The sequence below is a fragment of the Actinoplanes sp. CA-015351 genome (genome assembly GCF_050955685.1).
GTDB lineage: Bacteria > Actinomycetota > Actinomycetes > Mycobacteriales > Micromonosporaceae > Actinoplanes.
This window is the reverse complement of record NZ_CP192102.1, coordinates 608290-628242: the sequence shown is the minus strand read 5'-3', so window position 1 is coordinate 628242 and position 19953 is coordinate 608290. Positions and strand designations below refer to the sequence as shown.

At 67.3% G+C, this 19953-nt stretch carries 22 protein-coding genes and 4 tRNA genes; 4 read left to right on the top strand and 22 right to left on the bottom strand.

Translation table 11 applies throughout. The annotated features are described in order from the left end of the window. Nucleotides 1–64: 64 nt before the first annotated feature. From ACQP2E_RS02805 to ACQP2E_RS02730, 16 genes are all read right to left on the bottom strand, one after another. Complete coding sequence (locus ACQP2E_RS02805) at nucleotides 65–3505, bottom strand: DNA-directed RNA polymerase subunit beta (RefSeq protein ID WP_433828323.1); 3441 nt, start codon at nucleotides 3503–3505, stop codon at nucleotides 65–67. Nucleotides 3506–4064: 559 nt separating this feature from the next. Next, nucleotides 4065–4445 (bottom strand): 50S ribosomal protein L7/L12, encoded by a 381-nt coding sequence (gene rplL / locus ACQP2E_RS02800; RefSeq protein WP_433828322.1) that lies wholly within the window; start codon nucleotides 4443–4445, stop codon nucleotides 4065–4067. Nucleotides 4446–4501: 56 nt separating this feature from the next. Then, complete coding sequence (gene rplJ / locus ACQP2E_RS02795) at nucleotides 4502–5047, bottom strand: 50S ribosomal protein L10 (RefSeq protein ID WP_433828321.1); 546 nt, start codon at nucleotides 5045–5047, stop codon at nucleotides 4502–4504. A 281-nt stretch (nucleotides 5048–5328) separates the two neighbouring features. Continuing rightward, on the bottom strand, nucleotides 5329–6006 hold the full coding sequence (locus ACQP2E_RS02790) for a hypothetical protein (RefSeq protein ID WP_433828320.1): 678 nt from the start codon (nucleotides 6004–6006) through the stop codon (nucleotides 5329–5331). Next, nucleotides 6003–6785, bottom strand: coding sequence for an ATP-binding cassette domain-containing protein (locus ACQP2E_RS02785; RefSeq protein WP_433828319.1), 783 nt, complete (start codon nucleotides 6783–6785; stop codon nucleotides 6003–6005). Before ACQP2E_RS02785 ends, ACQP2E_RS02790 begins: the two co-directional genes overlap by 4 nt. Nucleotides 6786–6858: 73 nt before the next feature. Further along, nucleotides 6859–7575 (bottom strand): 50S ribosomal protein L1, encoded by a 717-nt coding sequence (gene rplA / locus ACQP2E_RS02780; protein ID WP_433828318.1) that lies wholly within the window; start codon nucleotides 7573–7575, stop codon nucleotides 6859–6861. A gap of 73 nt (nucleotides 7576–7648) precedes the next feature. Then, on the bottom strand, nucleotides 7649–8374 hold the full coding sequence (gene nusG, locus ACQP2E_RS02775; RefSeq protein ID WP_433828317.1) for a transcription termination/antitermination protein NusG: 726 nt from the start codon (nucleotides 8372–8374) through the stop codon (nucleotides 7649–7651). Nucleotides 8375–8430: 56 nt separating this feature from the next. Next, nucleotides 8431–8799, bottom strand: a complete 369-nt coding sequence (gene secE, locus ACQP2E_RS02770; RefSeq protein ID WP_433828316.1) for a preprotein translocase subunit SecE — start codon at nucleotides 8797–8799, stop codon at nucleotides 8431–8433. A gap of 108 nt (nucleotides 8800–8907) precedes the next feature. Further along, nucleotides 8908–8980, bottom strand: a tRNA-Trp gene (locus tag ACQP2E_RS02765). Nucleotides 8981–9063: 83 nt separating this feature from the next. Then, entirely contained in the window at nucleotides 9064–9459 is a 396-nt protein-coding gene (locus ACQP2E_RS02760) for a MaoC/PaaZ C-terminal domain-containing protein (RefSeq protein ID WP_433828315.1), read from the bottom strand. Then, complete coding sequence (locus tag ACQP2E_RS02755) at nucleotides 9456–9908, bottom strand: MaoC family dehydratase N-terminal domain-containing protein (RefSeq protein ID WP_433828314.1); 453 nt, start codon at nucleotides 9906–9908, stop codon at nucleotides 9456–9458. Before ACQP2E_RS02755 ends, ACQP2E_RS02760 begins: the two co-directional genes overlap by 4 nt. Nucleotides 9909–9987: 79 nt before the next feature. Continuing rightward, nucleotides 9988–10155, bottom strand: a complete 168-nt coding sequence (gene rpmG, locus ACQP2E_RS02750; RefSeq protein WP_014687739.1) for a 50S ribosomal protein L33 — start codon at nucleotides 10153–10155, stop codon at nucleotides 9988–9990. 113 nt (nucleotides 10156–10268) lie between these two features. Continuing rightward, nucleotides 10269–10341 (bottom strand) — tRNA-Met (locus ACQP2E_RS02745). Nucleotides 10342–10387: 46 nt separating this feature from the next. Further along, nucleotides 10388–10463, bottom strand: a tRNA-Thr gene (locus ACQP2E_RS02740). A 97-nt stretch (nucleotides 10464–10560) separates the two neighbouring features. Beyond that, the gene (locus tag ACQP2E_RS02735; RefSeq protein ID WP_433828313.1) at nucleotides 10561–13089 is read right to left on the bottom strand and encodes a putative bifunctional diguanylate cyclase/phosphodiesterase; all 2529 of its coding nucleotides are present in this window, start codon (nucleotides 13087–13089) and stop codon (nucleotides 10561–10563) included. A 43-nt stretch (nucleotides 13090–13132) separates the two neighbouring features. Then, nucleotides 13133–13273, bottom strand: a complete 141-nt coding sequence (locus ACQP2E_RS02730) for a hypothetical protein (RefSeq protein WP_433828312.1) — start codon at nucleotides 13271–13273, stop codon at nucleotides 13133–13135. Nucleotides 13274–13598: 325 nt separating this feature from the next. On the opposite strand from ACQP2E_RS02730, the gene ACQP2E_RS02725 reads away from it, so the two are divergent. Then, the gene (locus ACQP2E_RS02725; protein ID WP_433828311.1) at nucleotides 13599–13838 is read left to right on the top strand and encodes a hypothetical protein; all 240 of its coding nucleotides are present in this window, start codon (nucleotides 13599–13601) and stop codon (nucleotides 13836–13838) included. Between the two features lie 80 nt (nucleotides 13839–13918). Here ACQP2E_RS02725 and ACQP2E_RS02720 read toward each other — a convergent pair whose 3' ends face one another. From ACQP2E_RS02720 to ACQP2E_RS02710, 3 genes are read right to left on the bottom strand one after another with little or no spacing between them, the layout of a single operon-like run. Then, the gene (locus tag ACQP2E_RS02720; RefSeq protein ID WP_433828310.1) at nucleotides 13919–14554 is read right to left on the bottom strand and encodes a LysE family translocator; all 636 of its coding nucleotides are present in this window, start codon (nucleotides 14552–14554) and stop codon (nucleotides 13919–13921) included. Nucleotides 14555–14599: 45 nt separating this feature from the next. After that, nucleotides 14600–14890 (bottom strand): hypothetical protein, encoded by a 291-nt coding sequence (locus tag ACQP2E_RS02715; RefSeq protein ID WP_433828309.1) that lies wholly within the window; start codon nucleotides 14888–14890, stop codon nucleotides 14600–14602. 31 nt (nucleotides 14891–14921) lie between these two features. Beyond that, nucleotides 14922–15413: a YajQ family cyclic di-GMP-binding protein gene (locus tag ACQP2E_RS02710; RefSeq protein ID WP_433828308.1), complete on the bottom strand. Its 492-nt coding sequence runs from the start codon at nucleotides 15411–15413 to the stop codon at nucleotides 14922–14924. A gap of 147 nt (nucleotides 15414–15560) precedes the next feature. Here ACQP2E_RS02710 and ACQP2E_RS02705 point away from each other — a divergent pair. From ACQP2E_RS02705 to ACQP2E_RS02695, 3 genes are all read left to right on the top strand, one after another. Then, nucleotides 15561–15641: transfer RNA gene (locus ACQP2E_RS02705), tRNA-Tyr, on the top strand. A gap of 272 nt (nucleotides 15642–15913) precedes the next feature. Further along, entirely contained in the window at nucleotides 15914–16372 is a 459-nt protein-coding gene (locus ACQP2E_RS02700) for a sigma factor-like helix-turn-helix DNA-binding protein (protein ID WP_433828307.1), read from the top strand. Beyond that, nucleotides 16369–17592, top strand: a complete 1224-nt coding sequence (locus ACQP2E_RS02695) for a hypothetical protein (protein WP_433828306.1) — start codon at nucleotides 16369–16371, stop codon at nucleotides 17590–17592. The genes ACQP2E_RS02700 and ACQP2E_RS02695 overlap by 4 nt, the downstream gene beginning before the upstream one ends. Here the strand turns inward: ACQP2E_RS02695 and ACQP2E_RS02690 are convergent. From ACQP2E_RS02690 to ACQP2E_RS02680, 3 genes are all read right to left on the bottom strand, one after another. Next, nucleotides 17573–18253, bottom strand: a complete 681-nt coding sequence (locus ACQP2E_RS02690) for an MOSC domain-containing protein (protein WP_433828305.1) — start codon at nucleotides 18251–18253, stop codon at nucleotides 17573–17575. The two genes, ACQP2E_RS02695 and ACQP2E_RS02690, sit on opposite strands and share 20 nt — an antisense overlap. 104 nt (nucleotides 18254–18357) lie before the next feature. Beyond that, nucleotides 18358–19371, bottom strand: a complete 1014-nt coding sequence (locus ACQP2E_RS02685; RefSeq protein WP_433828304.1) for an LLM class flavin-dependent oxidoreductase — start codon at nucleotides 19369–19371, stop codon at nucleotides 18358–18360. Further along, complete coding sequence (locus tag ACQP2E_RS02680; protein WP_433828303.1) at nucleotides 19368–19931, bottom strand: TetR family transcriptional regulator; 564 nt, start codon at nucleotides 19929–19931, stop codon at nucleotides 19368–19370. The genes ACQP2E_RS02685 and ACQP2E_RS02680 overlap by 4 nt, the downstream gene beginning before the upstream one ends. Nucleotides 19932–19953 lie beyond the last annotated feature (22 nt).

Sequence of the window (19953 nt, the reverse complement as noted above, 5' to 3'; positions counted from 1 at the left end):
TTCAAGGCCGGCGGGTGCGGCCCCGGCCAGGCTGAGTTTCCTCACACCGGCGGGGCCGCTTCCGTCAGATCTCTTCGACGCTGCTGACGCCCTCGTTCGGGCGCCGTGACAGGTCGATGCCGAGTTCCTCCGCGGCCCGGAAGACCTCGTCGTCCGTCTCGCGCATCTCCAGGGCAACACCGTCGCTGGAAAGCACCTCGACGTTCAGGCACAGCGACTGGAGCTCCTTGAGAAGCACCTTGAAGGACTCCGGGATTCCCGGCTCCGGAATGTTCTCGCCCTTGACGATGGCCTCGTAGACCTTCACTCGGCCCAGGACGTCGTCGGACTTGATGGTCAGCAGTTCCTGGAGGGCGTAAGCCGCACCATAGGCCTGCATCGCCCAGCACTCCATCTCACCGAACCGCTGGCCACCGAACTGGGCCTTACCACCGAGCGGCTGCTGCGTGATCATCGAGTACGGACCGGTCGACCGAGCGTGGATCTTGTCGTCGACCAGGTGGTTCAGCTTCAGGATGTAGACGTAGCCGACCGAGATCGGGTCCGGCAGCGGCTCACCGGAGCGGCCGTCGAACAGCTGCGCCTTGCCGTCACCGTTCACCAGGCGCTTGCCGTCCCGGTTCACCAGCGTCGACTCGAGCAGGCCCTTGATCTCCTCCTCCTGAGCACCGTCGAAGACCGGGGTCGCGACGTTGCTGTCGGCGGGGGACTCGTGAGCCTCGATGGCGCGGAGCTGACGCTTCCAGTCCGCGTCGTCGCCCTCGACCTCCCAGCCGGTCTTGGCGATCCACCCGAGGTGGGTCTCCAGAACCTGGCCGATGTTCATACGCGAGGGCACACCGAGCGGGTTGAGCACGATGTCGACCGGGGTGCCGTCCTCAAGGAACGGCATGTCCTCGACCGGGAGGATCTTGGAGATGACGCCCTTGTTGCCGTGACGACCGGCGAGCTTGTCACCGTCCTGGATCTTCCGCTTCTGCGCCACGTAGACGCGAACCAGCTCGTTCACGCCCGGGGGCAGCTCGTCGCCGTCCTCGCGGGAGAACGTGCGGACACCGATGACGGTGCCGGTCTCGCCGTGCGGAACCTTCAGCGAGGTGTCCCGGACTTCCCGGGCCTTCTCACCGAAGATGGCGCGGAGCAGACGCTCCTCGGGGGTGAGCTCGGTCTCGCCCTTCGGCGTGACCTTGCCGACCAGGATGTCGCCGGGGACAACCTCGGCACCGATCCGGATGATGCCGCGCTCGTCCAGGTCAGCGAGCATTTCCTCGCTGACGTTGGGGATGTCGCGGGTGATCTCCTCCGGGCCGAGCTTGGTGTCCCGAGCGTCGACCTCGTGCTCCTCGATGTGAATCGAGGTGAGCACGTCCTGCTGCACGAGGCGCTGCGACAGGATGATCGCGTCCTCGTAGTTGTGGCCTTCCCAGCACATGAACGCGACCAGCAGGTTGCGTCCGAGGGCCATCTCGCCCTCGTCGGTGCAGGGACCGTCAGCGATGACCTGGCCGGCCTCGATGCGGTCACCCTCGAAGACGACCGGCTTCTGGTTGACGCAGGAGCCGGCGTTGCTGCGGCGGAACTTGTGCAGCAGGTAGGTCCGGCGGTGGCCGTCGTCCTGGTGCACCGTCACGTAGTCCGCGCACAGGTCCTCGACCACGCCACCGACCTCGGCGACGACAACGTCACCGGCGTCGACCGCGGCGCGGTACTCCATGCCGGTGCCGACCAGCGGCGACTCGGCCTTGACCAGCGGAACGGCCTGACGCTGCATGTTCGCGCCCATGAGGGCACGGTTCGCGTCGTCGTGCTCGAGGAACGGGATCATCGCCGTCGCGACCGAGGTCATCTGTCGCGGCGAGACGTCCATGTAGTCGACCTCGGTGCCAGGCACGTAGTCGACCTCACCGCCCTTACGGCGGACCAGGACGCGGTCCTCGGCGAACGTGTTGTCACTGGACAGCACGGCGTTCGCCTGGGCCTTGATGAAGCGGTCCTCTTCGTCAGCCGTGAGGTAGTGCACCTCGTCGGTGACGATGCCGTTCTCGACCTTGCGGTACGGAGTCTCGATGAAGCCGAACGGGTTGACCCGTGCGAACGTCGAGAGCGCGCCGATCAGACCGATGTTCGGACCCTCAGGGGTCTCGATCGGGCACATCCGGCCGTAGTGGGACGGGTGCACGTCACGGACCTCGAAGCCGGCCCGCTCACGGCTCAGACCACCCGGGCCGAGCGCCGAGAGACGGCGACGGTGGGTCAGACCCGCGAGCGGGTTGGTCTGGTCCATGAACTGCGACAGCTGCGACGTACCGAAGAACTCCTTGATCGCCGCCACGACGGGACGGATGTTGATCAGGGTCTGCGGCGTGATCGCCTCGACGTCCTGGGTCGTCATCCGCTCGCGGACAACGCGCTCCATCCGGGACAGGCCGACACGGACCTGGTTCTGGATGAGCTCGCCGACCGTACGCAGACGCCGGTTGCCGAAGTGGTCGATGTCGTCCGCCTCGTAGCCTTCCTCACCGGCGTGCAGCCGGCAGAGGTAGTCCACGGTCTTGACGATGTCTTCCTCGGAGAGCGTGCCCCGGACGATCGGGACGTCGATCTCGAGCTTCTTGTTGAACTTGTACCGGCCGACCTTGGCGACGTCGTACCTCTTCGGGTTGAAGAAGAGGTTGTCGAGCAGGGTCTGCGCGTTCTCCCGGGTGGGGGGCTCGCCAGGGCGCAGCTTGCGGTAGATGTCTAGCAGGGCCTCGTCCTGCCCTGCGATGTGGTCTTTCTCAAGCGTCGTCATGAGCAGCTCGGACCAGCCGAACCGCTCGCGGATCTGGTCCGCCGACCAACCGATGGCCTTGAGCAGGACGGTGACGGCCTGCCGGCGCTTGCGGTCGATGCGGACGCCGACGGTGTCGCGCTTGTCGATGTCGAACTCGAGCCAGGCACCCCGGCTCGGGATGACCTTGACGCTGGTGAGGTCGCGGTCGGAGGTCTTGTCCGGCTCCTTGGTGAAGTACACGCCCGGCGAGCGGACGAGCTGGCTCACCACGACCCGCTCGGTGCCGTTGATGACGAACGTCCCCTTGGGGGTCATCATCGGGAAGTCACCCATGAACACGGTCTGGCTCTTGATCTCGCCAGTGGTGTTGTTGGTGAATTCCGCGGTCACGAACAGCGGGGCACAGTAGGTCAGGTCCTTCTCCTTGCACTCCTCGATCGAGGCCTTGACCTCGTCGAAGCGCGGAGCCGAGAAGGACAGCGACATGGTGCCGGAGAAGTCCTCAATGGGACTGATCTCTTCGAGGATCTCTGCGAGGCCCGAGTGGGCGTGCGGGTCGTCCGTCGTCCGGGCCTGCCAAGCCTCGTTGCCGACCAGCCAGTCGAACGAGTCCGTCTGGAGGGCGAGGAGGTTGGGGACCTCTAGCTGCTCGGTGATCCGGCCGAAAGAGACCCGGCGGGGTGCGTAAGCGCTCGACGTACGGCTGGTCTTCGCAGGGCGGGAAGCTGCCAAGATGCGTCCTTCCGAGGACCGGTGCTGCTATGCGGCTGAGTTGCTGATGCAACTGGTTTGCGTGCACTCCAATGAGCCCCCGGGAATTAATCCTCACGGATTTCCCGACAGGCATCAAGACAGAAGGCAGCGCAAACTAGCAGTGTAGCCGCTCGGCTAACCGCTGTCCAGCCCACACCCAAGGTGGTCCGCGGAACGTGCTCCCACCAGCGGTGGGGCCGCTCAGAAACGCGGTAACTCTTCCTCGGGTGCCGGTCTGCGGAGGATCGGCAGGATCACCGATTACCCACAGCGCGACTGTCGCAAGCGCGGAAACTTGCTGATGTCAGCGTGCCTGTCAGGGGACACACAGTCAAGGGCTGTGGCGCGGGTCGGACCGGTGCGGTCGTCCACCCGGCACACCCAAGGGACCATAACGCATGAATAGCGAGCTTTGACAGTCTTTGCCACGTGTGCCGGTGGGGCGCTGATGAGCTGCCGAAACCGGCGGGCGATACACCGATGGCGGAGATCCAGCACGGATCTCCGCCATCGACAAGTAACGCTGAGGAGCGTTAGATCACTTGAGGGTGACCTTGGCGCCTTCGCCCTCGAGCTTGGCCTTGGCGGCCTCGGCCTTCTCCTTGTTGACACCCTCGAGGATCGCCTTGGGGGCGCTCTCGACGGCGTCCTTGGCCTCCTTGAGGCCCAGGCCGGTCAGCTCGCGCACGACCTTGATGACCTGGATCTTCTTGCCGCCGTCGCCCTCGAGGACAACGTCGAAGGAGTCCTTCTCGGCCTCGGCCTCAGCGGCGGCCGGGCCAGCCGGGCCGGCGATCGCAACCGGAGCGGCAGCCTTGACGTCGAAGACGTCCTCGAACTGCTTCACGAAGTCGGACAGCTCGATGAGGGTCATTTCCTTGAACGCGTCGAGCAGCTCGTCGGTGCTGAGCTTCGCCATATCAGGCAACCTTTCCTAAGTACTGAACTTGACGTCTTACGGGTTCACGCGAGGCATCAGGCCTCGGCAGAACCATCCTTCTCGCGCTCGGCCCGAAGAGCGTCCACGGTCCGGACCACCTTGGTGAGCGGTGCCTGGAACGTGGCAGCGGCCTTGCTCAGGTTGGCCTTCATGGCGCCGGCCAGCTTGGCCAGCAGCACCTCACGGGACTCGAGGTCAGCAAGCTTGTTGACCTCGTCCGCCGAGAGAGCCTTGCCCTCGAAGACACCGCCCTTGATGATGAGAACGGGGTGGGCCTTGGCGAAGGCACGAAGGCCCTTGGCCGCCTCGACCACATCGCCCTTCACGAAGGCGAGCGCGGTAGGACCGGTGAACAGAGCGTCGAGACCCTCGATGCCCGCGTCGGTCGCCGCACGCTTCGCGAGGGTGTTCTTCGCGACCACGTACTTCGCTTCGCTGCCCAGCGAGCGACGGAGCTCGGTGAGCTCCTTCACGGTGAGGCCGCGGTATTCGGTCAACACGGTGGCCGCAGAGGCACGGAACTGATCCGTGAACTCGGCGACGGCCGAAGCCTTGTCGGCCCGGACCGGCTTGTCCGCCATGTCCCTCCTCTCTCAGTGATACAGCCACTGGTCGAGAGGGTCCGTACAAGCAAAAACGCCCCGGCGCAGGGGCACGGGGCGGGATCAGGCACGCGCTTGCGCTTGCCGGAATCACAACCGTTTCGCCCTGCGCAGGTCGCCCGCTTGTGCGGGACCTTCGGCCGCGGCGTCCGTCGTGGTGACGGTCACTGCGGCGACCAGCGGTCTATGGGTGGAACTTCAAGAAGGAACAGTACGCGGACCCGCCGCGAAAAACCAAATCGGTGTGCGCTCCGTCCTTTCTAGGCACGGGCTCGACGCAGCCGGGCGTAGATACCGAGCGCGACGGCACACCAGAGCAGCGTCCGGACGACGAGCCACAGCAGATCCCCGGCGGCCGGGACGGAGTCCTCGCCCAGCGCCCGGGCGGTCGCCATTACCGGCGGCACCAGCCACGGCGCGATCGAATCGCGCAGACCCAGCACGATCGCCAGCACCCCGCCGCTGACCAGGACCGCCACTCCGGGCATGACCCGGCGGGTGACGGCACGGCCGGCCAGCGCGCCGAGAGCGAGGGCGCCGGCCAGCGCCAGCAGGTGGGCCAGCACCCCGAGCAGGATGCCTGCTCCGATCCCCGGGCCCCTGATCGCGCCGAACGCCCAGGGCGCCAGCATCGCCAGTGCACACACACCGGCGCCGAGCACACCGGCTGCCAGCAGACCCGCCGCTGCCTCCCGGGCCGGGCCGACGGCGAGCCGGGCCAGGCGGCGCTGCACGTCCGGCTCGGTGTCCAGCACCAGCTTGGTGGTCCAGGCCAGCACGGCGAAGAGAGCGGCGGCCGAGTACCCGTACGCGGCGGCGGCTCGTGAGGGACCGCCGCCGTAGAGGATCGACAGGACCACCAGCACGGCGACCAGGGGTGCGAGGGAACGGCCGCTGCGGACGAAACCGGCCACCCGCATCCAGGCCAGCGCGATCATCGTTCCTCCTCGACGGTGGAGTGCTTCTCGCGTACCGAAGGGCTGTTTTCGCGTACCCCAAGAACGCGGTGACCGGCCGCACGCAGCTGGACCACCGCTGCGGCGGCCTCGTGCCGCCGGACAGCGACTTCGACGATCAGCTCGTCCGTCTCGGGTTCGGCTGCCGGAACGGCAGCTGCGGCGGTGGTCCGCAGCTCGCCGGCGGCGATCGTCCAGTGGCGAGCGCCGGGGAGGTTCGCGATCTCTCCCCTGTGGTCGCTCACCAGGACCACTCCCCCGGCGGTGGTGACCTCGGAAACGATCTCCGGGATCAGGGTTCGGGAGGCGGCGTCCAGGCCTTCCCAGGGTTCGTCCAGTACGAGCAGGCCGGGCGGGGTGAGCAGGGCCTGGGCCAGACCGACCTTCTGTGCGGTGCCCTTGGAGAGATCGGCAAGCGGGGCGTCCGCGTGGGAGGCGAGGCCGAGGCGCTCGATCCAGGGGTCGGCGGCGCGGGGCGGCAGACCGCGGACCGTGGACATGGCGCGCAGGTAACCGAGCGCGGTGAACGGCTGGGCGGCCGGGAAACGCTCCGGAACCCAGCCCACGACGGACGGGCGGTCCTGGATCCGGCCGCGCGTCGGGCGCAGCACGCCGGCCGCGAGCTGGAGCAGCGTGGACTTGCCGGCGCCGTTCGGTCCCAGCACCACGATGGTGTCACCGGGCGCCGCGGTGGCCTCGGCGTCGCGCAGGGCCCAGGGCGCGCGGCGGGAGTACCGGAACCAGAGGCCATCAAAAAGCATGGCCGGAAGAATGCCACGAAAAAGGCCCCCGGGGTGTCCCCGGAGGCCTCGATCGTGTCGCTGTGGGCTGAGATCAGCTCTCGGTGTCGCCGCGCAGGTTCTTCACGGCGTTCGGGTCGATCTGGACGCCCGGGCCCATCGTGGTGGCGACGGTGACCTTCTTCAGGTACTTGCCCTTGGCGGCCGACGGCTTGACCCGGAGGACCTCGTCGAGCACCGCGGCGTAGTTGTCGAGCAGCTGCTCCGGCGCGAAGGACGACTTGCCGATGATCAGGTGCAGGTTGGAGTGCTTGTCCACCCGGAAGGTGATCTTGCCGCCCTTGATCTCGTTGATCGCCTTCGTGACGTCGACGGTCACGGTGCCGGTCTTCGGGTTCGGCATGAGGCCACGCGGGCCGAGGATCCGGGCGATCCGGCCGATCTTGGCCATCTGGTCCGGCGTCGCGATCGCGGCGTCGAAGTCCAGCCAGCCACCCTGGATCCGGGCGACGAGCTCGTCGGTGCCGACCTCGTCGGCGCCGGCCGCGACGGCCTCCTCGGCCTTCGCACCCTGGGCGAAGACGATGACGCGGGCGGTCTTACCGGTGCCGTGCGGCAGGTTGACCGTGCCGCGGACCATCTGGTCCGCCTTACGCGGGTCCACACCGAGGCGCATCGCGACCTCGACGGTGGCGTCGAACTTGACCGGGTTGGACTCCTTCGCCAGGGCGACGGCTTCCTTCGGCTGGTAGAGCTTGTTCGCGTCGATCTTCTCAGCGGCGTTGCGGTACGCCTTGCTGCGCTGTGCCATTTCCGTTACTCCTGTGGTAGTTGGCGGGGCCGCCGAATGCAGCCCCTCCCACTGAAATCGCCTTGTTCGGCGATCAGATCTTGGTGACCTGGTTGAAGTTCAGCTCGACCGGGGTTTCGCGGCCGAAGATCGAAACCAGGACCTTGAGCTTCTGCTGGTCGGCGTTGATCTCAGAGATCGATGCCGGCAGCGAGGCGAAGGCGCCGTCGGTGACGGTGACCGAGTCGCCGACCTCGAAGTCGAGGACCTTGATCTCGGGCTTCGACTTCTTCTCCTCGGTCTGGACGGCCGGTGCCAGCCACTTCAGCACCTCGTCCAGCGAGAGCGGCGCCGGCCGGTCGACCCGGTCGGTGGCACCGACGAAGCCGGTCACACCAGGCGTGTTGCGCACACAGGAGTAGGACTCCGGGGTCAGGTCCATCCGGACCAGGATGTAACCCGGGAAGACCTTGGCCTGCACCTGGTTGCGCTTGCCGTTCTTGACCTCGACCTCTTCGCGGGTCGGAACCTCGACCTGGAAGATGAACTCCTCCATGTCGAGGCTCGTGATGCGGGTCTCGAGGTTGGTCTTGACCTTGTTCTCGTAACCGGCGTAGGAGTGCACCACGTACCAGTCGCCGGGGGCGTAGCGCAGCTTCTGCCGCAGCTCCTTGACCGGGTCGTAGTCCTCGTCCACTTCGGGCGCCTGGACGTCGGCGGCCTCGTCGGCCACCTCCACCGACTCGTCCACCGACTCCTCGGTGACCAGCGACGACTGCTCGTCAGCAAACTGCGCGGTCTCGTCGTCGTACTCAGGCACGCTCGCTCACTTCTCCAGATCAGATCTCTTCGGTTCGGAACTCGGGCCGCGGCGGATCAGCCGAGGGCCCAGAGGATGCCCTTCCCGAAGACCCAGTCCAAGCTCGTCACGATTGAGGTCACGACCACCACGAAGACGATCACGACGCTCGTGTAGGTCAGAAGCTCCCGGCGGGTCGGCCAGATGACCTTGCGCAGCTCACTGACGACCTCGCGGAAGAAGCCACCCACCCGGCCGATCGGGCCGCCACGACGCTTCTTGGCTTTCGGGCTGTCCGACGTGGCGGAACGCTCGGCAAGGGCGGTGTCGCCACTGCCGGTCGCCTTGTCGACACCGTCGTCCGGTACGTCACCGCCGGCGGCAGCGTCGGCGAATACCTCGTCGTCGCCCGGGACGTCGTCACCGGGCCGGTCCTTGTCGGCCACTTCGCGCTACTTCCGTCGTCGGTGGGTGTTGATTGTCCCGTCAGGGCTCGACCGGACGCGGAAGTCGTGCGAACCGCGCACCGGGCGGGCACGTCGAGGAGGAATGCGCAGGGGTGACAGGACTTGAACCTGCAGCCTGCGGTTTTGGAGACCGCTGCTCTGCCAATTGAGCTACACCCCTTTGCGGGACCTGGGCCTATGACGGCTCAGTGCCCCACGGCGCACCAGTGTACGGGTACGCCCGGCGTTATCCCAACCCGGGTGTTACCGCTTCCTGATGAGCGCCTGCGCCAACGACAGTACCTTGTCGCCGTTGCACGTGGCGGTCAGGCTCAGCCGTGTGTGCCCCGCGTCGGTGATCTCCTTAACCGTGCCGCTGACCACGACCTCGGTTCCCTCGTCGGTGTCCGGCACCGGAACCGGCCGGGCGAACCGGACGCTGAACTCCACGACCGCGTCCGCGGCGCCGGCCCACGTGGTGACGGCCCGGCCGACAAGCGCCATGGTGAACATGCCGTGCGCGATGACGCCGGGCAGCCCGACGCCGACGGCGGTCCGGTCACTCCAGTGGATGGGGTTGAAATCGCCCGAGGCGCCCGCGTAGCGCACCAGATCCGCCCGGGTGACCCGGAACGTCTGCGGTTCAAGAACCTCGCTCATTTGGCCTCCTCGCCCCGCTGAACCAGTTTCGACCAGACGGTGACGACCGGGTCGCCCGACTCGGTACGCACGTCGGTCCGGGTGGTGATGAACTCGTGCCCACCCCGGCTGGTGATGTCCTCGACCGAGTTCACACACACCAGCGCGTCGCCGGCGACAACCGGCCGGTGGTAGGTGAACCTCTGGTCGCCGTGCACGACACGGGTGTAATCGAGGCCGAGCTCGGGGTCCGCGATGATCTGCCGGCTGCTCGCCATGGTGAAGACCACCGGGAACGTCGGCGGAGCCACCACGTCGGCGTAACCGATGGCGCGGGCGGCCTCGGGGTCGTGGTACTCGGCGTCGGTCGCGCCGATCGCACGGGCGAACTCGCGGATCTTCTCCCGGCCCACGAGGTAGGGCTCGGTGGCCGGCCAGCTGCGGCCGACGAAAGACTGGTCCAGGGACATGCCCCACAAAGTACTCTGCGCCGCCCGGAAGACTCCGGACGGCGCAGGGTGAAACTTTTGGCGCTTGTGGCTTGGAAGCTCAGCGCGTCTCGCGGTGCAGGGTGTGCTTCCCGTCGCGCGGGCAGAACTTCTTCAGCTCGACGCGGTCCGGGTCGTTACGCCGGTTCTTCTTCGTGATGTAGTTCCGGTCCTTGCACTCCGTACACGCCAGGGTGATCTTCGGACGGACGTCGGTCGCCTTGGCCACGGCGGGGTGCCTTCCTGCTAACGGGGTTCAAACTGTCGACGTTTCAGCGTAGACGCTGAGGCGGTCGCTCTGCAAAGCGGGCCCCGGGATGGGGTCCACCTGGAAAATCACAGTAGCGGTGGCCGGACTTGAACCGGCGACACAGCGATTATGAGCCGCTTGCTCTGCCATCTGAGCTACACCGCCGAGCCAGGCTCATCGTTCAACGCCGGCGGGGCGGGAACGAACCCGGTGGAGCCCCCTTACGGAATCGAACCGTAGACCTTCTCCTTACCATGGAGACGCTCTGCCGACTGAGCTAAGGGGGCTTGCCGCTTCGCGATCACTCGCTCGCTGACAGAGGTAAGAGTACACGGCCAGTCAGCGGGGGTGAAATCGGCTCCCCGAAACAGGTGTAACTCCTGGTCAGATCACTGCTCGGAGCCTTCTGACCTCGCCCGTCGGCGTCGTTTCGGGCTCGGTTTGAGCGCTCAGCCAGGCCTCCAGCCGCTCGAACGGAAGCGGGCGGCTGAAGAGGTAACCCTGGCCCAGCTCGCAGCCCATCTCTTCGAGCAGATCCAGGGTGAGCTCGCTCTCCACACCCTCGGCCACGACCGTGAGCCCGAACTCCCGGGAGAGCCCGACCACCGCCCGGACGATCGCGAGATCACCGGAGTCGGTCGCCATGCCCTGCACGAACGTGTCGTCGATCTTCACCTCGTGCACCGGCCACTGCCGAAGGTATGCCAATGAGGAAGCGCCGGTGCCGAAGTCGTCGACGCTGAGCCGGACACCGAGATCCCTCAACCGGTACAGCGAGGGCAGGACACGCTCTATGTCGTTGAGCATCCCCGGCTCGGAGATCTCGAATGTCAGCTGACCGGGGTCGACGCGGTACTCCGCCAGCATCTCCTCGACCATCTCCGGGAACCGGGAGTCGAGCAGGGTCCGCGCGGAGAGGTTGATCGCGACCGACAGCGGCCGGTCCGCCTCCGCCCAGTCCCGGCAGCGCCGCAGGCCCGCGGCGAGAACCACCTCGGTGAGCCGGGCCAGCTGACCGGTGTGCTCGGCCACCGCCACGAAGTCTTCCGGAGCGACCTCGCCGTGCGCCGGATGCACCCAGCGGGCCAGGCACTCCACCCCGACCACGTGCCGGTCGGCGAGCGTCACCAAGGGCTGGAACCAGACCTCGAGCTGCCCGTTGTCGAGCGCCCGGCGCAGGTCCGCCGCGATGCCGAGCCGGCGAACCGCCCGGGACTCCAGCGCCGGGTGGAACGGCTGCACGCCGTAGGGCAGCGCTTTCGCCGCGTTGGCAGCCAGCTCGGCGCGCTGCAGCAGGGTCTCCGGGTCGCTGCCGTGGTCCGGGTAGACCGCCACACCGACCGCGGTGTCCACGTCGAGGGTGAGCGAGCCGACGGCCATCGGGCCGCGCAGCCGCTCACGCATCTCGGTGGCGAGCGCGATCGTCGATTCAAGACTTTCGGTACGCAGGGTGACCACGAACTCGTCGCCGCCGATCCGGCCGACCAGGGCGCCCGAGTCGGCGATGCCGCGCAGCCGGGCCGCGACCTCGGAGAGCAGCTTGTCGCCGGCGGCGTGACCCATCGACTCGTTGACGTTGCGCTGGCCGTCGACGTCGAAGAGGACCACCGCGACGACCTCGTGCTCGGCGTGCACCTTGACCGACTCGGCCAGCGCGTCGACGATCCGGCGCCGGTTCGGCATGCCGGTGAGCCTGTCGTGGTACGCGTCGTGGCGCAGGCGGTCGACCAGGCGGGAGTTCTCCACCGCCGCCGCCGCGTGTGCGGCGATCGTCTCGAGCACCTGGATGTCGCTGTCCCGGAAGCTGCGGCTCTCACCGATCCGGTTGACCACTTCGAGCGTGCCGATCACGGTCTGGCCGGATCGCAGCGGAACGACCAGGACGTCTTTCACCCGGGTCGATCGGATGTCGTCGCGCAGGTGCTCGGTGTCCGGGAACCGGGCACCGACGGCGACCACCCGACGTTCCTTGATCGCGTAGTCGCGGATCGTGGCGGGCACCGGGGAGATGTCGAGCAGCCCTTTGTTGTCCACCTGAGCGGTGAGCAGCACCTCTGGATAGCGGCCCTGCGGCGCGAGCCAGAGTGTCGCCCACTCCGAACGCATCAGCGTCCGGATCCGGGCCAGCAGCACGTCGGGCAGAGCGCTGTCCGAAGTCTCCTTACGCAGGGCCTGAGTCAGCTCGTAGACGTCGGCGAGGGTGCGGTGCTGCCGGAAGAAGCCGGCGAACGAGCGCAGCAACAGAGTCAGCGCCACGGCCAGGACCGCGAGAAGGATCGCCGACCACTTGGTCGCCTCGAGAGCGATCAGGAAGAGGAGACCAACCGCGCCGTTGACACCGGCGATCATCTGGTTGGGAAGGCTGGCCCGAAGCATGTCGGGGCCGGCCCGGCCGCCCTGCACCACGCTCATCACACCGGCCAGGCACGCCAGTTGGACCAGCACGTTGACCGCGACGGCGACCGCGAGGACACCCCAGGTGCCCGGGCCCGCGTTGACGATCGGCGGGAACGCGGCGATCACCAGCAGCGATGCGGAAATGCTCGCCGCCTGCTTGGCGACGTTGAACCACGCTTTGACCGGCACCATGCTGGACCGGACCTGCATGCAGAGCGCACCGATGACGACAACGCCGATCATCAGGACCGGCGAAATGTAGTAGAGCCCGAGAACGAGCGGAACCTCGGTCACCGTCACGGTCAGGCCACTGCGCCGGATCACGACGTTGAAAGTCGCGAACTGGCTGACCAGATAAAGGGCCAGAATGACCAGGGCCGGGAGGATGTCCTTGAACCACCGCGGATCGTCGATCCAGAACCCGATGGTGCAGGCCAGAGCGAACAGCGCGAGCGGGCCAGTGATCAGCCAGGCGTAATCAGCGGAACGCCGCCGGGGTCGTGGACGGCCGGCCATGGCGCTCCTCTGCAGGTCGCGCGGAAGGTGGGGTGTCGCGCGGTCAGGACCAGTCGAAGTCAAGCGTGGTGTAGCGAGCCGCCGAGGAGTCCTCGGACGAGGTGTGTCCGACGGACAATCCGCCGAATGCAGCCGCCAGCACGAGCACCAAACCGGCCAAGCGGCTCAGTTTCTTTGCAGACATGCGTGACTCCTGTTGGCGCGGTGCTCAAGTTCGGTGTCCTGATGTTGCCACACCCTTTGTGCGACAGGGAGCGCCGATCGGCGGGTCGGACCCACACTTCATCAAACAATGGCCGAACGGTTGAGTGAAGCCAGCGACTCTCAGTTCAAGAATTGGGGGCTTTGCGCCGGATTTAGCGGCAGAAGTGAGGGCAATTCGCCTCTCATTGTCAAGGTCACTTGACGTCAAGACAGCCTGACGAGAGGATCCTCCAGTGACGACACCGGAGGAGCTCGAGCCGCTTCACACGCTCGTGACCGCCACTGCTCGATACAACGATCTGAGGATGCGCGACGCACTGGCCGCGATGGACCCGGAAGGCACACCCGGCCTCACCCGGGAGGAGTCGCTGGAGATGCTCGCGCTCAGCGAGGTCGTGATCCGCAAGGCCGGGTACGGGCGGCAGCCGATGATCCGCACGGCACGAGGCGCCGGGGCGTCGTGGTCGCAGATCGGCGCGGCGGTCGGCAGCAGCAAACAGGCAGCGTGGGAGGCACACCAGCGCTGGATCGAAGCGCAGGGCTAGCGACTCGAAGCGCAGGGCTAGCGGCTCGAAGCGCAGGGCTAGCGGCTCGAAGCGCAGGGCTAGCGGCTCGAAGCGCAGGGCTAGCGGCTCGACAGGCCCAATTTCAGGCCGAATCCGAGCAGGGCCACACCGGTGCCGGCGTCGACCGAACGCTGCACCCTGCGCCGGGACAGGAAACCCCGGGCCGCCTGCGCGCCCATGATGATCAAGGTGAACCAGAGCAGGCCTTCGAGGTCGTGCACCAGCGCCAGCAGCAGGCCCATACCCAGCGGTGACGCGCCCTCGGGGATGAACTGCGGGATGACCGCTATATAGAAGGCACCGACCTTCGGGTTGAGCAGGTTCGTCATCAGGCCCCGGCCGAACGTGCTCCACAGGGTCGGCGCGGCCGCCGGCTCCACCGGCTGCGGACCGGAGTCATTTTTTCGAAGCGCGTCGCGGATCAGGCGTACGCCAAGAAAGAGCATGTAAGCCGCGCCGGCCAGCCGCAACGTGGTGTAAGCCGCGGTTGACGCGGCCAGAAGGGCCGCGGCGCCGACGGCGGCCGCGGCTCCCCAGGCGAGCGCGCCGGCGTTGATACCGAGGGCGGTGGCGAAAGCGGGACCACGACCCATCGTGACCGCGGCACGCAGCACGAGGGCTGTGTCGAGACCGGGCGTGATGGTGAGAAGCGCGCCGAGAAGGGCGAAGGAGAGCACCGCGTCCATCAGATCCATGCAGTCATGCTCACGGGTCCTCGTTTCGGACCCGGCGGGGGGGTTTCAGGGGTCCTCGTTTCGGACTCGGCCTCGGGGGCGGAAGCGGACCACGGCGACCGCGACCAGCGCTATGGAGAGAATCGTCGCGGTCGTGCCGGAGGCCTCGCCCGGAAGACGGGCCCCCACCACGAAGGTCATCAGTGCCACGCCGAAGAGCAGGTGGTACCACCCGGCTTCCCGATCAGCCCGAAACGATCGGGCGATCACCGCCGGGGCACGCCCGCTGACCAGGATGCGCGCCCCGAAACCCAGCAGCGCCAGCCCGATCAGGCCACCCAGAAGCGCGGTACCCACCGCACCAGTCTGCGGCGCGGCGGGACGGCGATCAGCGGTAATTCGTGAACTGGAGCGCGACGCCGAAGTCCTCCTGCTTGAGCAGCGCGATCACGACCTGGAGGTCGTCACGCTTCTTGCCGGTCACGCGCAGCTGGTCACCCTGGATCTGCGGCTGCACACCCTTGGGGCCCTCGTCCCGGATCTTCTTGCTGATCGCCTTGGCCTTGTCGGAGTCGATGCCCTCGACAACCTTGAGATCGATTTTGTACGTCTTACCGGACTGCCTCGGTTCACCGGCGTCCAGCGACTTCAGCGAGATGTTCCGCTTGACCAGCTTCTCCTTGAAGACGTCGAGCGCGGCGGCGGCCCGCTCCTCAGTCTCCGACGTGATGGTGAACGCCTCACCCGACTTGGCGACGACGGTGCCGGTGCCCCGGAAGTCGAACCGGGTGCTCAACTCCTTCTCCGCCTGGTTGAAAGCGTTGTCGACCTCCTGCCTGTCGACCTTGCTGACGATGTCGAACGACGGGCTGGCTGCCATGATCAAACTCCTGCGACTGGGCTCGTGTCGATGTCTTCAGCGGGGCGTTGGAGACCCCGCGACATGCCGACCGTACCCGGTTGCGGAGGGGCTCCGCGGTACGGCTATTCTGATGTCCGCTGCTGCGGGAAACCGCGGTGGTTCCCAGGCGGGTTGCCCGAGCGGCCAATGGGAGCGGACTGTAAATCCGTCGCGAAAGCTTCGAAGGTTCGAATCCTTCACCCGCCACTGGGACACAAAAACGGCCCTGGAGCTGCGGAAACGCGCTCCGGGGCCGTTCTTGTTGTGGCCCAGCGCTGATCTTGAGTGATTCTCGACCTCCCGGTGTAGAAGATCGCTCAAGATCCGCGCGGGTTCCCTGCCCTGGGCGGCCAGCGGGTCGCGAGGAAGCTGGGGCTTGCTCGCTGCCACGTCACTGTCACCAGGTCGGCGCGTGAGGTCATACAACCCACCCGTGTGAAGTCGCGTCTATCTAATGGGCGGCTGAACGGGGAGCGGGGATGGACGACGAGTATCTGGCTTATGTGAATGGGCGGCTTCTGGCGCTGAGACGGCTTGCTTACCTGCTCAGCGGGGATCGAGATCAAGCCGACAATCTCGTGCAGGAGACGATCACCCAGCTGTACGCGCGCTGGCCCAAGATCTCCCGCACCGACAACGTGGACACCACCGTGCACACGATGATCGTCCGAGCGTTCCTGGCTGAGAAACGACGGGGCTGGTGGAAGCGGACAACCCCGCCCGAGACAGCGCCATCCACGCTGCGGGCCGCGTTGCGGCAGGTCCCGGCCAAGCAGCAGGCCGTGCTTGTGCTGCGCTTTCTCTGCGACCACTCCGTCGATGACGTCGCGCAGATCCTCGGCTGGTCTGAGGGCGCCGTGAAAAGCCAGACCTCCCACGGCCTCGACGCATTACGCCGAATCATCGGTGAGCCTGTGCGGGAAGGCGGACTGCGATGAACGACGAGGATTACGGGGCGTTGCTGTTGCGGCCGCTGGACAACGAGACCAACGAGATCAACGAGACCTCGGGCCGGGCGGCTCGGATCGATGTCGGCAAAGCCATGCGGGACGGGTTGCGGGCTCGGCGCGTACGGGCCTGGTCGACCGCTGTGGCGGTCACGGCCGGGGTCGCGGTCGTGGTCACCGGGGGGTTGCTGGTGTTCCGGCCGCACAACCAGGCGCTGCCGCCGGTGCTTCCGACCGATCCCAGTGTGCCCACCTCCTGCGTCGCCGGAGAGCTGCCGCTCGGCACGGCCAAGGCGGCCGGGGTGAACTCCGGTGACCCGAGCGGCACCTATCTGGTCGGGTCCTCCGAGCCGGTCGCGGGTGGCGACCACAACGTGCTGGTGTGGCGGGACGGGAAGCTGGTCGCGAATGTGGCGTACCAAGGTCCTCGGGTTTCGATGTCGGACATCAACGGGTCCGGGGTTGCGGTCGGGGCCACGACAGGCGGGGTCACGTATCCGTACGCGTACGAAAGCGGCAGGGTGACCCGGATGAAGGGCGCGGGTAACGCGGTCGCGATCAACGACGCGGGCATCGTCGCCGGTGACACCGAGCCGGTGATCAAGGATCCGCGGCCGCAGCGCTGGGCCTCGTGGGACGCCGAGCCCGAGCTGATGCCGATGCCCGCGGGGATGACCGCCGGGCAGGCCTTCGACATCACCGAGGACGGCACGATCCTGACCTCGCTCTGGGACCGGAGCAGTGGCGGGATCTATCTCTGGCACGCCGACGGGACGGTCGAGAAGGTCGAGCTCCCGAAAGCCGCGCCGGGGCACGAGGTGTTCGCCGGGCCGGTGGCGTTCCACTTCGGCTGGCTGTACGCCGAGGTACGCACCCCGTCGCTGAACAGCAGCGAATCGACACCCGAGGAGCGGACCGTCGGGATGGCCTATCGGTACGACCCGGCGAGCAGGACGTGGCAGAACCTCGGCAGCAGGTCGTTCGCCGTGCAAGTGCCGGCAGTGCAGCGCCGAGGCGGCGGTTTCATCCAGGACGAACCGACCGTTTACGTCGGCAAGAAGGTTCTTGCGCTGCCACCGCTGACGAGGTTCGAGGACGACTCGTTCGGGGTCGCCTTCATCAGTGCGGACGCCCGCATCGTGGCCGGCTCGAACCTGAGCGGCATCGCCGCCGAACGCCCTGTCGTACCGATCATCTGGCGGTGCCGCTAGTCCGGGACAGGCGTTCCTCGATCTCCCTGCGGGCTGACGGGGGCAGGGAGTCAGCGACCAGCAGCCGGGACAACCGGCTCGGGTCGTGCATGTAGATATCGAACGCCTCGGCCACGGTGAGACCGTGACCGGGGCGTTCGGTCACTTCCACCCGGTCGCCGGCGCGGATCTCACCGGGTCCCAGAATCCGCAGGTACGCCCCGGTGCGGTTGGCCTGGGCGAACCGCTTGGTCCAGCGCTGCTCGCCCATCCGGTACTGGAACGTGGCGCACGGGATCCGGCCGAAGGTGGGCTGCAGGACCACGCCGGACGGGAAGGTCCACCGTTCGCCGATCACCGCGCCGATCAGGTCGAGGCCTTCGGTCGTCAGGTTCTCGCCGAAGATGCCGTTCGGCAGGTCCCGCCCGAGTTCCGACTCCCACCACGCGTAATCCTCCCGGGCGTACGCGTAAACGGCCTGATCATCACCACCGTGGTGCTTGACGTCGCCGATGTAGTCGCCGACCACGCCGCTGTGCAGCCCGGTGGTCTTCTCCCCCGGCGGCCGCACCGCGATGGCGTGATCCACCGGGCGTTTGCCGATGCCGGTCACGCCGACGTCCTTGGCCGGGTTGGGCTCAGCCGCGCCGACGTTGACGGTCAGAACGATGCCGCTACTCATGAATACGACTCCACCACGATCGGTGATCGGCGGCAAACGATTACAGGCCCCACCCCTTCGCACGGCAAACGATTACAGGCCCCACGCCTTCGCACGGCAAACGATTACAGGCCCCACGCCTTCGCGATCCGGGCCAGGCTGTCAGTGCGGGTCGCCGGGTCGTACACCGCGCCGGCCAGGATCAGCTCGCTCGCGCCGGTGCGTTCGACAAGCGTGTCGAGTCCGGCGACGACCTCTTCGGCGGTGCCGGCGTACTGAGTGCCGGGCAGCGAGTCGAGGACAGCGCGGTCCATGTCGGACAGTTGCCGGGTGGCGGCCGTCTCCGGCGAGACCATCGGGCCGAGCCGGCCGGTACGCAGACTGAGCGCCATGATCCGGCTGGGCCCGGCCAGGTACTGCGCTTCCTCGGTGGTCTCGGCAGCGAGCACCGAGGCGCTCACCATGAGGTGCGGCTCGGGGAATCGTGCCGACGGCTGGAACCCATCCCGGTAGAGCCGGGCCGCACCGTCCACGTCGGAACTCATCGCGAAGTGGTACGCGTAACAGAACGGCAGCCCGAGCGCCGCGGCCAGCTGAGCGCCGTACGTCGAGGAGCCGAGAATCCAGATCTCCGGGTAGGTCTCCGCCGCCGGGGTGGCCGAGAGCCGGGCCGGCGCGGACCCGCGAACGTCACCGAGCAGCGCCATCACGGTCTGCAGGTGGTCGGGGAACTGCTCGACGGTGAGGTACGGCGAAACGCCTCGCAGGGCGGCCGCGGTGGCCTGGTCGGTGCCGGGTGCCCGGCCGATGCCGAGGTCGATCCGGTCCGGGTACAGCGCTTCGAGCAGGGCGAACTGCTCGGCCACCACGAACGGCATGTGGTTCGGCAGCATCACGCCGCCCGAGCCCACCCGGATGTTCCGGGTGTTTGCGGCGACCGCACCGATCAGCACGGGCGGCGTGGTGGACGCCACGGCCGGCATGTTGTGGTGCTCGGCGACCCAGAATCGGGCGTACCCAAGCTCGTCCGCGGTTTTGGCGATCTCGATCGTGCCTCGCAGGGCGTCGGCGCTGCCGTGGCCTTCCCGGACGGTGGCGAGGTCGAGGACGGAGAGCGGGACGCGGTTCGGAGCGCTCATGACGGAATCCGTTCTGAAGATTGCAGGAGGTCGAAACCCTCCCGGATCAGGGTGTGCATGCCTTCGATGCCGGTGCCGGCGTCCCAGCGGGGGCAGACCGTGTTCAGCACGGCGCGAGCGCTGTTGACCTGAAGGTCGACGTGGAAGTCGTTGCCGGGGAAGCGGCCGATCGCCCACTCGCGCACCGCGTCCCAGAAGCGGTCGGCCAGCTCGCGGGAGCAACCCGACAGCTCGGGCGAGACCGACAGGACGCTTTTCTGACGGATCATCCGCTCGGCCGTCAGCGACGTGTAGGAGAGGATCAGCTCGCGCAGGGACAGCCAGAGCGGCTCCCCCTCGGGCCGGACCGCGGTGAGCCTCGGCCACAGCGAGGGATCGTCCGGATCCGGGTCGAAGAGCACCGACTCCTTGTCGGCGAAGTAGTTGAAGAACGTCCGCCGGGAGATGCCGGCCTCGGCGACGATGTCGTCGACCGACACCGCGTCGAAGCCGCGCTCGCCCATCAGGCGGAGGGCGGCCTCGCGGACCTGCCGCCAGGTGTCGAGCTTGCGCTGCTGCACCTCTCGAACATAGCTCGACTTG